Source organism: Serratia sp. CoH_122_TC_1 (assembly GCF_058191755.1).
Genome location: NZ_JBXWLA010000003.1, coordinates 199,230 through 213,007 on the forward strand (window position 1 = coordinate 199,230; position 13,778 = coordinate 213,007).

13 protein-coding genes are annotated in these 13,778 nt (G+C 54.0%); 9 read left to right on the forward strand and 4 right to left on the reverse strand.

Features of this window, described 5'->3' with window-relative positions; genetic code table 11:
- Positions 1-93: 93 nt before the first annotated feature.
- Positions 94-1,008 (forward strand): LysR family transcriptional regulator, encoded by a 915-nt coding sequence (locus AC2FC2_RS05300; RefSeq protein WP_490658897.1) that lies wholly within the window; start codon positions 94-96, stop codon positions 1,006-1,008.
- Between the two features lie 250 nt (positions 1,009-1,258).
- Here AC2FC2_RS05300 and ampC read toward each other — a convergent pair whose 3' ends face one another.
- Entirely contained in the window at positions 1,259-2,395 is a 1,137-nt protein-coding gene (ampC, locus tag AC2FC2_RS05305) for a class C beta-lactamase (RefSeq protein ID WP_265556113.1), read from the reverse strand.
- A gap of 204 nt (positions 2,396-2,599) precedes the next feature.
- On the opposite strand from ampC, the gene AC2FC2_RS05310 reads away from it, so the two are divergent.
- A complete protein-coding gene (locus AC2FC2_RS05310) occupies positions 2,600-3,475 on the forward strand; it encodes a LysR substrate-binding domain-containing protein (RefSeq protein WP_490658944.1) in 876 nt (291 codons plus the stop codon).
- Between the two features lie 2 nt (positions 3,476-3,477).
- Here AC2FC2_RS05310 and AC2FC2_RS05315 read toward each other — a convergent pair whose 3' ends face one another.
- Positions 3,478-4,536: a Mal regulon transcriptional regulator MalI gene (locus tag AC2FC2_RS05315; RefSeq protein WP_490658898.1), complete on the reverse strand. Its 1,059-nt coding sequence runs from the start codon at positions 4,534-4,536 to the stop codon at positions 3,478-3,480.
- A 250-nt stretch (positions 4,537-4,786) separates the two neighbouring features.
- Here AC2FC2_RS05315 and malX point away from each other — a divergent pair, with 250 nt between their 5' ends.
- Positions 4,787-6,406, forward strand: a complete 1,620-nt coding sequence (malX, locus tag AC2FC2_RS05320) for a maltose/glucose-specific PTS transporter subunit IIBC (protein ID WP_209633137.1) — start codon at positions 4,787-4,789, stop codon at positions 6,404-6,406.
- A complete protein-coding gene (locus tag AC2FC2_RS05325) occupies positions 6,399-7,580 on the forward strand; it encodes a MalY/PatB family protein (protein ID WP_490658899.1) in 1,182 nt (393 codons plus the stop codon). The genes malX and AC2FC2_RS05325 overlap by 8 nt, the downstream gene beginning before the upstream one ends.
- Positions 7,581-8,024: 444 nt before the next feature.
- On the opposite strand, the gene AC2FC2_RS05330 is transcribed toward AC2FC2_RS05325, so the two are convergent.
- Together AC2FC2_RS05330 and AC2FC2_RS05335 are read right to left on the reverse strand one after the other, a co-directional pair.
- Positions 8,025-8,393, reverse strand: coding sequence for an NUDIX hydrolase (locus AC2FC2_RS05330; RefSeq protein ID WP_490658900.1), 369 nt, complete (start codon positions 8,391-8,393; stop codon positions 8,025-8,027).
- Entirely contained in the window at positions 8,390-8,986 is a 597-nt protein-coding gene (locus AC2FC2_RS05335) for an NUDIX hydrolase (protein ID WP_209633132.1), read from the reverse strand. The genes AC2FC2_RS05330 and AC2FC2_RS05335 overlap by 4 nt, the downstream gene beginning before the upstream one ends.
- Positions 8,987-9,085: 99 nt before the next feature.
- On the opposite strand from AC2FC2_RS05335, the gene AC2FC2_RS05340 reads away from it, so the two are divergent.
- From AC2FC2_RS05340 to AC2FC2_RS05360, 5 genes are all read left to right on the forward strand, one after another.
- The gene (locus AC2FC2_RS05340; RefSeq protein WP_209633130.1) at positions 9,086-9,841 is read left to right on the forward strand and encodes a DeoR/GlpR family DNA-binding transcription regulator; all 756 of its coding nucleotides are present in this window, start codon (positions 9,086-9,088) and stop codon (positions 9,839-9,841) included.
- A gap of 385 nt (positions 9,842-10,226) precedes the next feature.
- Positions 10,227-11,207, forward strand: a complete 981-nt coding sequence (locus tag AC2FC2_RS05345) for a 6-phosphofructokinase (RefSeq protein WP_265556117.1) — start codon at positions 10,227-10,229, stop codon at positions 11,205-11,207.
- A gap of 10 nt (positions 11,208-11,217) precedes the next feature.
- Positions 11,218-11,532 (forward strand): PTS sugar transporter subunit IIB, encoded by a 315-nt coding sequence (locus AC2FC2_RS05350; protein ID WP_012144987.1) that lies wholly within the window; start codon positions 11,218-11,220, stop codon positions 11,530-11,532.
- Positions 11,525-12,892 carry a PTS sugar transporter subunit IIC gene (locus AC2FC2_RS05355; protein ID WP_209633125.1) on the forward strand — a complete coding sequence of 456 codons (1,368 nt, stop codon included), beginning with the start codon at positions 11,525-11,527 and terminating at the stop codon, positions 12,890-12,892. Before AC2FC2_RS05350 ends, AC2FC2_RS05355 begins: the two co-directional genes overlap by 8 nt.
- Positions 12,879-13,721 carry a class II fructose-bisphosphate aldolase gene (locus AC2FC2_RS05360; protein WP_490658901.1) on the forward strand — a complete coding sequence of 281 codons (843 nt, stop codon included), beginning with the start codon at positions 12,879-12,881 and terminating at the stop codon, positions 13,719-13,721. Before AC2FC2_RS05355 ends, AC2FC2_RS05360 begins: the two co-directional genes overlap by 14 nt.
- Positions 13,722-13,778: the final 57 nt, after the last annotated feature.

Sequence of the window (13,778 nt, forward strand, 5' to 3'; positions counted from 1 at the left end):
CTCTCTGAGGGGTAATAAAATCAGTCTAAAGTGATTATTATAAAATTAAATACCGGGTTACTTAACGAATCATTAAGCAGGGATTATCGATAGATGAGCTCACTGTTGCAGTTACTGCCGTTTTTTGAAGCTGTGGCCCGGTTAGGCAGTTTTACCCAGGCCGCTAATCACCTTGGCGTCACCCCACCCGCCGTGTCACAAAACATTCAGGCTCTGGAAACACGTTTGGGTGTACGTTTGTTTAACCGTACCAGCAGGTCGGTTCGGCTAAGCGATGAAGGCCGTCTCTTTTACCAGCGAGTGGCTCCTGCTATGGGGCAAATAGACGTAGCTGCTGATGACGTCCGTAGCCTGCACGGCCGCCCTTCCGGTTTATTGCGTATTACCTTGCCGCAGCTGGCCGCGTCGTTACTGGTGATGCCTTATCTGACGGAGTTTCTGGCGCGTTACCCTGAGGTGCAGCTTGAGCTGTTTACCGACGACCATTTTTCCGATCTGGTGTTGGACAATTTCGATGCCGGTATCCGTATGCGTGCCATGGTGCAAAAAGACATGGTTGCGGTGCCGATCGACAAGGACCAACGGCGTGTGATCATTGCCACGCCGGGCTATCTGGCACAGCACGGCACACCGCTGACTCCCCAGGCACTGAGCGAGCATAACTGCCTGCGCTACCGCTTCCCCGGCAGTGGAAAATTTGAACCTTGGTACTTCAGGCAGGACGGCGGGCAGCTGACCCTTGAAGCCAGTGGCAGCCTGATCTTTAACGAGGACAGATTGATTAAAGACGCCGCGCTGGCCGGTTTGGGCATCACCCAACGCTTTGCCAGCACCGTACAACACGAGCTCAATAATGGGCAGTTGGTGGAGATTCTGGCGGATTACAGCGGTGACTTCCCTGGCTTTTTCATCTACTTTCCCGCCAATCGGCATATGCCGCTCAAGCTGCGGGTATTTATTGATTTTATGCGTGAAAAACGGGCTCAGCAGCATAACCCCAACGCCTGAAGACAATCATAATTTCATCGATGGCAAAAATGGTCAGGTAGCCCATTCGGGGCCAATGGTGGTCCGTCATGAACAGTGGTTCACGAGGGGATTCTCTTTGGGCGAAATGGCGATCGGTTGGCGTTCAGCAGGGTGAATTGAGAGGGCATTAACGAGAGGGGCACGCCTGTGCATTTTACCTTATTTGCATCACGGTAATCGGGACTGGCGTTAATATGATAACTGGGGCGCCGTGGCGCCCCAGCGGTGATTATTTCTTATCTAATACCTGAACAATGCGGTAGGTCGCCGCAACCCGATCATCATTCGGGAACCATTTGTTTGCCAGCATCACCACGGCGATTTTTTGCGATGGGATAAATACGGCGTAGGTTGAGAACCCACCGGTCGAGCCGGTTTTGTTATACCAACTGGCGGCCTGTTCCTGTTGTGGTGGCGTGATCGCCGTTGCAGGGGTGCCGTTCATGATCATCCCCGCGTTGTTCCCTTCGGTAAGACGGGTTAAATCGACCGGATAAGCGTAGTTTTCCCACATCAAATCTTGGGTGAAAACCCCTGCCTTGTAGTAACCGACATGGGTAGCAGCCAGTGCGCTGCGCCATTTTTCCGCCACTGTGATCTGTTGCAGGTTGGCATCCAGATAACGAATCAAATCGCGGGCGTTGGACTTGATGCCATAGGATTCGGCGTCCAGTGGGCCTGGGTTCACACGCACCGGTTTATCTTGCTTGTCGTAACCCTGTGCGTAATTGGCCATTTGATCGGTAGGAACATGGATATAGGTATGAGTCATGCCCAGTGCCGGCAGCAGAGTCTGTTCCATCGCCTTGGCAAACGGCTGGTTGAGGCTTTTCGCCGTGATCATCCCCAGCATGCCGATACCCATATTGGAATAAACGCGCGTGCTGCCGGCCGGGTGCTGCGGTCGCCAGTTTTTATAATAGGCCATCAGCTGTGCGTTGTTGGTCACCTCATCGGGCACAAACAACGGTAATCCAGAGGTATGCGTCGCCAGGTTCAGCAAGCTGACATGGTCAAATGCACTGCCGCGCAGTTCAGGCAGATAACGACTGGCGGGCTCTGAGAACGACAGTTTGCCCTCATTTTGGGCATAGGCAGCCAATGTGGCAGTGAAGGTTTTGCTCAATGAACCGATTTCAAACAGCGTTTGGTTGGTGATCGGTTTACCTGTCTGTTTGGACGCAACGCCGTAGTGATAGAACTGCTGTTTTCCTTCTACCGACACGGCGATTGCCATACCCGGCACGCCGTATTTCTGCATCAGCGGTTGAACGATGGCGTCAATGTCTGCTTTATCGGCAGCATGGCCAGCAGGCAAGATTAATGTGGCGAGCAGCGCGGCCGCCAGGCGATTTATTTTCATCATGTAAAAACTCATGGGTTGCAGGGTATCGGCCGATGGCAAAAGATTTTATTGTCATTCAACACGCGGATATCCTTGGGTGGTGATGCGATTCCTTTTCTGACTGCGTGACTTCCGCAACAGTTGCGCAAAATATCGGGGTTTAGCCTTGCCTTGACAAGCGATAATAATTTCAGCCAGCATAAAGAAAAACTTATGGCTATCATTATGCGCAACCGACTTCCCCTGAATGCACTGCGAGCGTTTGAATCTTCCGCCCGTCATCTGAACTTTACGCGCGCCGGGCTGGAGCTCAGTGTAACCCAAGCCGCTGTCAGTCAACAGGTACGTACGCTTGAGCAACTGCTGGGTATTCAGCTGTTCCGTCGCCTGCCGCGCGGGCTGGACCTGACCGAGGAAGGACAGGCACTGCTGCCAATATTGACGGATGCTTTTGATCGTATTGAATCGGTGTTGCAGCAGTTTGAAGGTGGGCATTTCCATGAAGTGCTGACGGTCGCCGTGGTCGGCACCTTTGCCGTGGGTTGGCTCATGCCCCGCCTGGCGGCCTTCAGAGAAGCACATCCGTTTATCGATTTGCGGGTGCTGACCAATAATAACCTGGTCAATCTGTCCGCTGACGGGATGGATTTTGCTATTCGTTTTGGCGAGGGCCGATGGCCAGCAACCCATAACGTTAAATTGTTTGACGCGCCACTGACCGTGTTGTGTCCGCCCGACGTCGCGGAACGGCTGCACACACCGCAAGATCTGCAAAACGAGCGGCTGATGCGCAGTTACCGCAAAGACGAATGGGAATGCTGGTTCACCGCAGCAGGGATCCCCCCCTGGCGCATTAACGGCCCGGTGTTTGACTCGTCTCGGCTGATGGTGGAAGGTGCAATTCACAGCAGCGGCGTGGCGTTAGCCCCGGCGTGTATGTTTACCCGCGAGCTCCGGGAAGGCATTCTGCAACGCCCTTTCACCGCCGAAGCGAATTTAGGCGGGTATTGGCTCACCCACCTGAAATCACGCGATATGACGCCAGCGATGAAAATGTTTGTGAGTTGGCTATTGCAACAGGCCAGCGATGAGCAGAATTGAGATCAGGCCGAGCCGCGTTTGATCAGCATCGGTGGCAGGATGACGTTTTGCGGCGGCAGCCCGGCATCTGTAATCCGTTGTAGCAAGCGTGAAGCGGCACTGCGGCCCACTTCACGTGCCGAGCTGGAAACCAGTGTCAACGGCGGTTCGGTCAGTTCGGCTTCGGGCACATCGCCAAAGCCAATCAACGCCACCTGCTGGCCGTAGTAGGTGTCGACCCCTTCCGAGCCGATACTGCGCCCACTGCGCACGATACCAAAGTAGGCCCCCAACGCGACCGATGCCTTGTGGCAAACCAGTGCGCTGATATTCGGGTGTTGCCGCAGCAAATGTTCAGCCGCTTCCGCCGCCGCACGCTGATGGCAGTCACACTCAATAATCCAATCGGAGCGGAAAGGCAGGCCATACTGTACCAGCGTGGAACAAAATCCCCCGAGCCGTTCGGCACGCGTCAGAGAACTGCTCTCACCCCCCAGGTAAGCGATTTGGCTGTGCCCACGTTTGATTAAGAATTCGGTGGCTATTTTAGCCGCTTGCATATTGTCGGGCCGCACCACATCAACCCCTTCGAGCCCATTAGAGCGTGCTGCACAGACCAGTGGCACCCCCTGTTCTGCCGCTTTTTCCTTCAACCCTTCGGCCAGACGGACGCCCCCCGCCAGCACAATGCCGTCAACCCCGTGTTCCAGCAACGTATCAAAACACCGCATTAGCCCCTTGCCGTCGCGGCCGCTTTGGGTCAGAAACAGCACTTTGCCATGCGCTTCCAGCACCTCGCTCAGCCCCGCCGTCATTTCCGCATAAAACGGCTCGCAGATATCGCGCAGGATCAGTCCAATCACCCCCGACTCTCCGCCACGCAAGGTCGCAGCCTGGCGGTTACGCACATAGCCCAAGCGTTCAATCGCCTGACTCACCCGCGCCACGGTGGTGGGTGAAATACGCCCTTTGCCACTCAGCACCAGCGAAACCGTGGTCACAGAGACTCCGGCCTGCTGGGCGACATCGGTAATGGTGATCTTTTTGATGGTCGTAACCTCTGCGAGCCCGATCCTGGGCATTCTGTCCCCATTTCCTTTCACACGACTGAGCAATGACGTGAAAGACAACGGAATATGTCTCTTGAAGCAAATGGTATACCGAATCTGTTTGGCCAGTAAAACGTTTTACTGGCATCAGCATTGTCGCCGCAAAGCGCACGCTGGAATTGTGATTAGCGGCGCATTTTTGCTAGGTAAAACGTTTTATCTTATTTTTACCTAACAGGGCACACACCACTTTTGCACATTTTTTCGCCAGGAGCCGTCGGTTATGCCAGCATCTAAAAAACAAAAAATAACGCTTTGGGAGTTTTTCCAAAGTCTGGGCAAGACATTCATGCTGCCCGTCGCCTTGCTGTCGTTCTGTGGCATCATGCTGGGGATCGGCAGTTCGCTGAGTAGCCGTGATGTCATCACCCTACTGCCGTTTATTGGCCATCCTGCCTTCCAGTTACTGTTCACCTGGATGAGCAAGATCGGCTCTTTTGCCTTCAGCTTCCTGCCCGTGATGTTCGCCATTGCTATTCCATTGGGCATGGCGCGTGAAAACAAGGGCGTCGCCGCCTTCTCCGGTTTTGTCGGGTTCGCCGTATTGAACCTGGCTACCAACTTCTACCTGACCACGACCGGTATTTTGCCTACGACCGATCCGTTAGTGTTGAAAGCCAACAATATCCAGAACATCCTCGGCATTCAGTCGATCGATACCGGGATCCTGGGCGCAGTGATCGTCGGGATTATCGTTTATCTGTTGCATGAGCGCTTCAATACCATTCGCTTGCCGGATGCGCTGGCGTTCTTCGGAGGCACTCGCTTTGTGCCAATCGTCACGACCGTTGTGCTGGGCCTGTGTGGGCTGATTATTCCGTTGATCTGGCCGTGGTTTGCCGCGGGTATCAACGGCCTGGGCTGGGTGATTAACGGGGCCGGCGCTTTTGGACCGATGATCTTCGGCACTGGCGAGCGGCTGCTGTTGCCATTTGGGCTGCATCATATTCTGGTGGCGCTGATCCGCTTTACCGAAGCAGGCGGCACGCTGGATGTCTGCGGTCATACCGTTAGCGGCGCACTGACAATCTTCCAGGCACAGCTGTCCTGCCCAACCACGACCGGCTTTGCCGAAAGCGCGACGCGCTTCCTGTCACAAGGCAAAATGCCGGCCTTCCTCGGCGGGCTACCAGGCGCGGCACTGGCGATGTACCACTGTGCCAAACCTGAAAACCGCCATAAAATTAAAGGGCTGCTGATTTCTGGTGTGGTGGCCTGCGTAGTCGGCGGTACGACTGAACCGATCGAGTTCTTGTTCCTGTTTGTCGCGCCTTTCCTGTATCTCATCCACGCCATTCTCACCGGGCTGGGCTTTACCGTAATGGCACTGCTGGGGGTAACCATCGGCAATACTGACGGCAATATTATCGACTTTGTCGTCTTCGGCATCCTGCACGGCACCGCCACCAAGTGGTATCTGGTGCCGATCGTCGCCGCCATTTGGTTCGCCGCCTATTACGCCATTTTCCGCTTCTCCATTCAGCGCTTTAACATCAAGACGCCGGGCCGTGAGAGCGAGTCTGCCGGCAGCCAGAGCGCACCTGTCGGCGCGGTCGGCAAATCAGGCTATAACGTGCCGGCTATCCTGGCGGCGCTGGGTGGCAGTGAGAATATTATTTCACTGGATAACTGCATCACCCGCTTGCGCCTGTCGGTTGACGACATGAGCAAAGTGGATGACGCCGCGTTAAAAGCCAATCGCGCCATTGGTGTGGTGCACCTTAACGAGCACAATCTGCAGGTGGTGATCGGGCCACAGGTGCAATCAGTGAAAGATGAATTAGACTCACTGATAGCTGCAGCACAACCTGCTGCACCCTTGCAGGGAGCATCACATGTTTGATTTTTCTACCCCGGTTGACCGGCACGGCACATGGTGCACGCAATGGGATTACATCGCCGACCGTTTTGGCCGCGATGATCTCCTGCCGTTCACCATCTCCGATATGGATTTTGCCACTGCCCCCTGCATTATCGAGGCGCTGCAACAGCGCCTGCAGCATGGCGTACTTGGCTACAGCCGCTGGCAGCATGAGGATTTCCTTGGTGCAGTACGCCACTGGTATCAACAGCGGTTTAATACCGCCATTGACACCCGCATGGCGGTCTATGGGCCATCGGTGATTTACATGGTGGCGCAATTGATCCGCCAGTGGTCAGCACCGGGTGAATGCGTGGTCACCCATACCCCCGCTTATGACGCTTTTTACAAAGTGATCCTCGGCAATCAGCGCCAACTGCTGGCCTGTCCCCTGCATAAGGACGGCAATGATTGGCGGTGTGACATGGCACACCTAGAAGCCTTGTTGGCACGGCCGCAAACCAAAGTTTTGTTGCTGTGCAGCCCGCATAACCCTACCGGAAAAGTGTGGCGCGTAGAGGAACTGCAACAGATGGCCGAGCTGTGTGAACGCCACGGTGTGCGCGTGATCAGCGATGAGATCCATATGGATATGGTATGGGGAGAACAGCGCCATACGCCATGGAGCCAGGTTGCCACCACACCCTGGGCCTTGCTGACGTCGGGTTCCAAAACCTTCAATATACCGGCATTGACCGGCGCCTACGGTTTTATCAGTGAGGACGCTGCACGCGACGCTTACACGCAACAGTTAAAAGCTCGCGATGGATTGTCTTCACCCGCGGTGTTAGCCGTGGCGGCGCATGTTGCCGCTTATCGCCACGGCGAACCCTGGTTGGACGCATTGCGCGATTACCTGCAGGATAACCTGACCTACGTTGCCGAACGGTTGAATCAGGCATTCCCTGCACTGGGGTGGCAACCGCCACAGGCGACCTATCTGGCCTGGATCGATCTGCGGCCATTGGGCATTGACGATCGTCAGTTGCAACAGGTACTGATTGAGCGCGAGAAGGTCGCCATCATGCCCGGTTTCACCTACGGTGAGGAAGGCCGTGGTTTCCTGCGCTTAAACGTTGGCTGTCCGCGCAGTAAGGTCGAGGCCGGAATGGACAAGTTGATCGATGGGCTCACGTTTGTGTTGGACGAGGCATGATCTGACCGATCGGAAGGCAGGTATAAGCCAAATGTCGATCGGTAAGGTCCGATTGGCATTTTTTTATTCGGCCTCTGTAGGCTCAGTGACCCAAGGCCGTGAACATGATGAGATAAGCAGGGTCTTGGGCGCCCTTGAAGACGTCGAACGCAAGAACAACGCATAGGCGAAACCGCCATGGACGGCGGTTTCAGGCGAGACAGGCAGGGACGCCTGTCGTAGCCGGCCGTGATGCGGCGTGATGAAGTGAGAGCCGTTGGCTCAGCCAACCGTCTGAGTGGGCAAAGGCGCGGGTTGCAAGGGACCCCGCCTTGGGTCCCTTGCTCGGTCGAGGCGCATGAGCTGCATAGTGCGTTGTTTGTTTATCGACCGAAAAGAACGGTGAGCTCGCTAAAAATCACCTTACGTGACCAGCATCAGGTATAAGCCTGCCTTTTCTCCTACTTACTGCGCCAACTGCGGGATATTGTCCAAACGGTAATACACCGGCAATCCCCGCTCATTTGCCAGGCGCACGTCGTTATCCGCACCCGCTGAGGCGCCTTCGATGCGGTAAATGGCCTGGCACTGGGCAATCAGCCGGTGGGCCACCGGATACAGATATTCTTCGCAAATAGCGTCACCATGCTGCGTGGAACCGGCCGCTGCGGCCAAGGGTAATGCCAACCACTCACCGATCACTGGCACGTGACCACGCTGGTAGACCGCAAGCGCTGCTTGTTCCAACCGCTGCAAATTCGCGGCAATTCGCTGCGGTTCGCCCTCCGTGCCGCTACGATAAGGACCGGCAATCAAAATCAGTTGAGACTTCATCGTGTATTATCCAACGTGTGATGTAGAGCAACGAACTGCAATAGCATGATGGTTTTGGCATCAACGATTATCCCCTGCCGAATGGCCTGCAACGCTTCCGTTAACGGCAGTTCCAGCACTTCAAGATCCTCGCCTTCGGCTTCCACGCCCCCCCCGTCACTGACTCGGCTGTTTGCGTGGTATTCACCGACAAAGAAATGTAATTTCTCAGTGACCGAACCGGGGCTCATATAAGCCTCGAAGACCTTCTGCACGTGTTGCACGAAATAGCCGGTTTCCTCTTCTGCTTCGGCACGGATGCGTTCTTCCGGTGACGCATTGTCCAGCAGACCGGCAGCGGCTTCGATCAACATCCCATCATGGCCGTTGACGAACACCGGAAAACGGAACTGGCGTGTTAACACCACGGTTTGCGCTTGCCGGTTAAACAGCAAAATGGTCGCACCGTCACCGCGATCGTAGGTTTCACGGCTCTGTCTTTGCCATACGCCATCACGTCGTAAAAAATCGAAGGTGGTTTTTTTCAGCAGATACCAGTCGTCGGACAGCACTCGGGTTTCGACAATACGAACCCGATCTTGGGTAGCAGTCATGTTGGTTAACTCCACAACCAGGAAAGGAAATTGATACTATCGTGCACTTTCGTGTATGATCAAGATATTTCGTGCAGTGCAAATTTAACGGGAAAAACCATGCTCACCAGCCAACGTAAAAAAATCATTCTGGAAAAACTGGCCCAAGACGGACAGGTGCTGGCCAAACAGCTCAGCGAGATGTTTGGGCTATCTGAAGACACGCTACGACGCGATCTGCGTGAATTGGACAGCGAAGGTTTGCTGCAACGGGTACATGGCGGCGCACTGCCTGTTTCCCCGGCCATTGCCCCCTTTGCCGAAAGGAATGGGCAGGAGTCTGCCGCCAAACGGGCCATTGCCAAAGCAGCCGCAGCGATGATATCCCCCGGGCAAGTCGTGATCCTGGATGGCGGCACCACCTCCGCCGAATTGGTGAAGCAACTGCCCCCCACGCTGGAGGCCACCATTGTCACCCACAGTCCCAGCGTGGCCGTTGGCCTGGTCGAACACCCCAAGGTTGAGGTGATACTGATCGGCGGGCGGCTGTACAAACATTCGATCGTCAGCGTGGGAGCCGCGGCCGTGGAGGCGATGTCGCATATCCGCGCTGACATCTACTTTATGGGTGTGACCGGCGTACACCCCACCGCGGGCTTGAGCACCGGCGATCTTGAAGAAGCCTATATAAAACGCGCGTTGGCGGCACGAGCGGCAGAAACCGTCGTGTTGGCTTCTGCGGCTAAACTCAATGCCGCCTCACAATATGCCATTGGCGATATCACGCTGGCGCAAAGCGTTATCGTCGAACGTTCAACCGACGCTGCACTGACAGGTCCGTTGGAACAGGCCGGATTGACGGTGATAAGAGCATGAATAAACGCCACCCTTAAAGGACTTAATAAATACGTGGTTATTCAGGCTCGCCACGTATTTATTCGCGTTATTCTCTGCGCGTCGGATAAAAATGCGAGAGTTATCACATTTCATTAAACTTATTTTTTGCTGCATCGTCGTTGATGATGAAATAAACCGCTTTAGAGAAAAACAAACATAACGCATTGATTCTTAATTAATAGTAATCACGCACTCGCTAAAAGCGCCAAATACAAATGAGACCTCCCTCTCAAAACCATCCCCCTCACTCTACCTGTCAAGCCTAATGACAAAAATATTTGTGATTGTTTTGTGATATCCATTGCAAATTTTACCGATGCCAAAAATGACAATGAGTTCCACAGAACAGGCTGGGGACGGATATATGAAAATTGGTGTAGTAATAAGCGGCGGCGATGTGACAGGTATCAATAGTTTTATTTTTCAGGTCGCAAGGCTAGCGCAGGCCGATATTATTCTGTTTGACGGCGGCATACCCGGATTATTGGCCAACCAGCATCATCCTATTGCCCAGCGTGACTTGGTTGACTTCTCGATTTCATCGATGCCAATAATGTCTTCCGGCCGTACGGCCAAGAAATTGGCTGCTGACGAATATGAAACCATTCATAAGCAGCTTAAGGCTTTGCACATAGACGTGCTTATTATGGCCGGTGGCGATGGATCGCTGCAGTTTTTGAATACACTCAGCGAGTTTGGCGTTAACTGTTTCGGCGTAGGGATGACTATCGACAATGACGTTTTCGGCAGTCATTACAGCATTGGTTTTTCTACTGCCTGCGAACAGGTGATAAAAGAAGTCGCCAAACTGAGGAACACCGGGCGTGCCCTGCCTGGGCGGGTGTTTATGATAGAGCTGCTGGGCGGTTATTGCGGGGAATTGACACTGCAATCGGCGATCAAGTCCAATGCGGACTTTGCCCTTATCCCGGAATGCCAATATGCCTTAAATCAGCTGGCAGAAAAAATAACTCAGCGGTTGGAACAGCAAAACAGCGTCATTATTTTGTGTTCCGAGGGTTATACCAAAGAATACTCACCCGGTTTTCAAGGCGCCATCGATACCATGATTAAGCAGCTGGAACCCAAGATTGGTGTGCGCATTCGTAAAACTATTATGGGCTACGGTCTGCGCAATGGAGACCCGACCGGTGAAGAAATTTACCAGGGCACTATTATGGCCAGTGAAGTGGTCAGGTGCATTAATTCAGGCATGAAGAACAAGGCAATCATTATTAATGCCAGCAATCAACCCATTCCCATTGATCTAATCAGTATGCAAAAACGTTTGGTTGATACAGAAGGACACCATTACAAACTCGCCAGGCAATTAAATATAATCTGAGGAGATACCCATGCTTAAAATACTGTGCGTATGTGGCTGTGGCCTCGGCTCCAGCTTTGCCATCGAAATGAGCGCAAGAGCGGTGCTGAAAAAATTAGAGATTGAGGCGGATATTGATCACACCACTATCTCCGAGGCCAGTGCCTTTAAATCAGATATTATTCTTACCCAAAAAACCTTCGCCGATATTTTAAATGCCGATGCCAGCGAAGAAGAAAAGAAACGCGTTATTATTCTGCACCGGCTCACCGATAAGGCAGAAATTGAGCAAAAGATTGTGGCCTTCCTGAAAGAACGCGACATGAAGGAAGCCCACCATGAATAGCCTGATTGACTTTATCGTCAAAGACTTATTGGGCCAGGCGTCTATCTTGGTGGCCTTTATCGCCATGCTGGGGCTATTGCTGCAGAAGAAGTCCGTCGGCAAAGTGGCCGAAGGCACCTTCAAAACCCTGCTGGGCTTCCTGATCATGATGGCAGGCATCAACATTATTGTCGGCGCTCTGACCTATTTGAACAGCATCTTCACTCAGGGTTTCGGCATGACCGGCTATATCACCGACGTCGCCGCCATCGCCGGCCTGGCCAACCGCGAGTTGGGCTCAGAGGTCGCGTTAACCCTGATGGTGATTTTCGCGGTGAATATCATCATTGCGCGCATTACCCCGTTCAAATACATCTTTCTGACCGGACAAGCATTGCTGTGGATGGCCACCATTGGTGCGGTAATCGGCTACAAGGCCGGGCTCACCGGCTTGCCGCTGGTTTTGACCGGCGGCATATTTGGTGGCGTGATGGCCGTGTTGATGCCTGCGCTGGCCCAGCCGGTGGTACGCAAAATCACCGGTTCAGACGACGTGGCGTTGGGGCATTTTTGCACCATCGGCTACCTGGTACAGGCCGCCGTCGCTAAGGTGGTCGGTAAGGGCTCCCGCTCGACCGAGGATTTGGAGCTGCCCGATAACTTCAAATTCCTGCAGGACACCTACCTGTCGATGGCAGTGGTGATGATCCCGATGTATCTGATCCCGGCGCTGGCTGCCGGTCCGCAGTATATCGCTCAGTATGCCGGCGGCATGAACTACTTGATGTATTCCTTTATGCAGGCCATCCAGTTTGTCGCCGGCGTATTTATCCTCTACAGCGGCGTACGCCTGCTGCTCAATGAGCTGGTACCCGCCTTCCGGGGCATCGCCCTACGGGTTGTGCCGGATGCCAAACCGGCGCTGGACTGCCCGGTGTTGTTCCCCTACGCACCCAATGCGGTGATCGTCGGCTTTCTGGCCACCACCCTTGGCTCAATCATCGGCATGATCGTTTTCCCGATGTTCGGCCTGGCGATGATCCTCCCAGGCCTGCTGACCAACTTCTTCGCCGGCGGCACCGCAGGCATCTTCGGCAATGCGCTGGGGGGGCGTCGTGGCGCCATGATTGGTGGCGTGGTTCACGGTCTGTTTATCACCTTCCTGCCGGCCATTCTGGTACCGATGCTGGAAAGTTATGGCTTTGTCGGCGTGACCTTCAGCGACTCCGACGTCATCAGCAGTGGGCTGGTGATGGGACATGCTTTCCAGGGCAATTGGTTGTTCATCGCCCTGTTCATCGTCTTCGTCACGCTGATTGCGTGGTTTGTTAACGGTAAATCAACCAAGCACCATGAGGAAAAAGTCCATGAAACTCTATAATTTCAACGAGCTGTTGTCCGTGGCCAAAGCCCGTGATTTTAAGGCGATAGGTTCATTTAATCTCCACTGCCTGGAGATGTTACCGGCCTTTTTCAAAGCGGCCAAAAACATGCACAGCCCGTTGATGATCCAGATTTCGACCGGTACCGCCGAGTATTTAGGCTATAAATTGCTGGTTGATTCAGTATGCTCACTGGCTCAAAGCGAGGATGTTCCCACCTGTCTGCATTTGGATCACTGCTCTGACATTGCCTCCATCGAGACGGCGATTGACGCCGGTTTCAGTTCGGTAATGTATGACGGTTCGCACCTGGAAATGGATGAGAATATCGCCAATACCCGTCGCGTGATCGACATTGCACGTCAGCGCAACGTGTCGGTGGAGGCCGAGTTGGGTGCCATCGGCGGCTCTGAAGACGGCAAAGCCGTGGCAGAAGAAGACATTTGTTTTACCACGGTGGAGGATGCCAAACGCTTTGTTGATGAAACCGGGGTCGATATGCTGGCGGTGTCGGTAGGTACCGTTCACGGGCTCTATACCGGCAAAGCACATATTCAGCATCAGCGTCTGGCGGAAATCACCGCGGCCACCGGTACCCCTCTGGTATTGCACGGTGGCACCGGCGTCAGCGATGAAGATATGCGGCGCGCGGTGGCCGGGGGCATAGAGAAAGTTAATGTGGGTACCGAGATGAACGTGCAATGGGTCGATCGATGCAAACACACATTCGAAAAAGGCAAGGTCAATGACAGCGTGCGCAAATTCCTGATCCCCGCCAATAATGCCGTTACCCAGGTATTAACGGAAAAGATCGGTCTGTTTAAATAATCACTGCCCCGCTTTCTTTTTTATAAAACCCACAACCCTGGTGCCCCGGCGCCCGTC

Excerpts from the sequence above, each read along its gene's own strand:
- AC2FC2_RS05300 (WP_490658897.1), top strand. The coding sequence starts at position 94 with ATGAGCTCACTGTTGCAGTTACTGCCGTTTTTTGAAGCTGTGGCCCGG.
- ampC (WP_265556113.1), bottom strand. The coding sequence starts at position 2,395 with ATGATGAAAATAAATCGCCTGGCGGCCGCGCTGCTCGCCACATTAATC.
- AC2FC2_RS05310 (WP_490658944.1), top strand. The coding sequence starts at position 2,600 with ATGCGCAACCGACTTCCCCTGAATGCACTGCGAGCGTTTGAATCTTCC.
- AC2FC2_RS05315 (WP_490658898.1), bottom strand. The coding sequence starts at position 4,536 with ATGCCCAGGATCGGGCTCGCAGAGGTTACGACCATCAAAAAGATCACC.
- malX (WP_209633137.1), top strand. The coding sequence starts at position 4,787 with ATGCCAGCATCTAAAAAACAAAAAATAACGCTTTGGGAGTTTTTCCAA.
- AC2FC2_RS05325 (WP_490658899.1), top strand. The coding sequence starts at position 6,399 with ATGTTTGATTTTTCTACCCCGGTTGACCGGCACGGCACATGGTGCACG.
- AC2FC2_RS05330 (WP_490658900.1), bottom strand. The coding sequence starts at position 8,393 with ATGAAGTCTCAACTGATTTTGATTGCCGGTCCTTATCGTAGCGGCACG.
- AC2FC2_RS05335 (WP_209633132.1), bottom strand. The coding sequence starts at position 8,986 with ATGACTGCTACCCAAGATCGGGTTCGTATTGTCGAAACCCGAGTGCTG.
- AC2FC2_RS05340 (WP_209633130.1), top strand. The coding sequence starts at position 9,086 with ATGCTCACCAGCCAACGTAAAAAAATCATTCTGGAAAAACTGGCCCAA.
- AC2FC2_RS05345 (WP_265556117.1), top strand. The coding sequence starts at position 10,227 with ATGAAAATTGGTGTAGTAATAAGCGGCGGCGATGTGACAGGTATCAAT.
- AC2FC2_RS05350 (WP_012144987.1), top strand. The coding sequence starts at position 11,218 with ATGCTTAAAATACTGTGCGTATGTGGCTGTGGCCTCGGCTCCAGCTTT.
- AC2FC2_RS05355 (WP_209633125.1), top strand. The coding sequence starts at position 11,525 with ATGAATAGCCTGATTGACTTTATCGTCAAAGACTTATTGGGCCAGGCG.
- AC2FC2_RS05360 (WP_490658901.1), top strand. The coding sequence starts at position 12,879 with ATGAAACTCTATAATTTCAACGAGCTGTTGTCCGTGGCCAAAGCCCGT.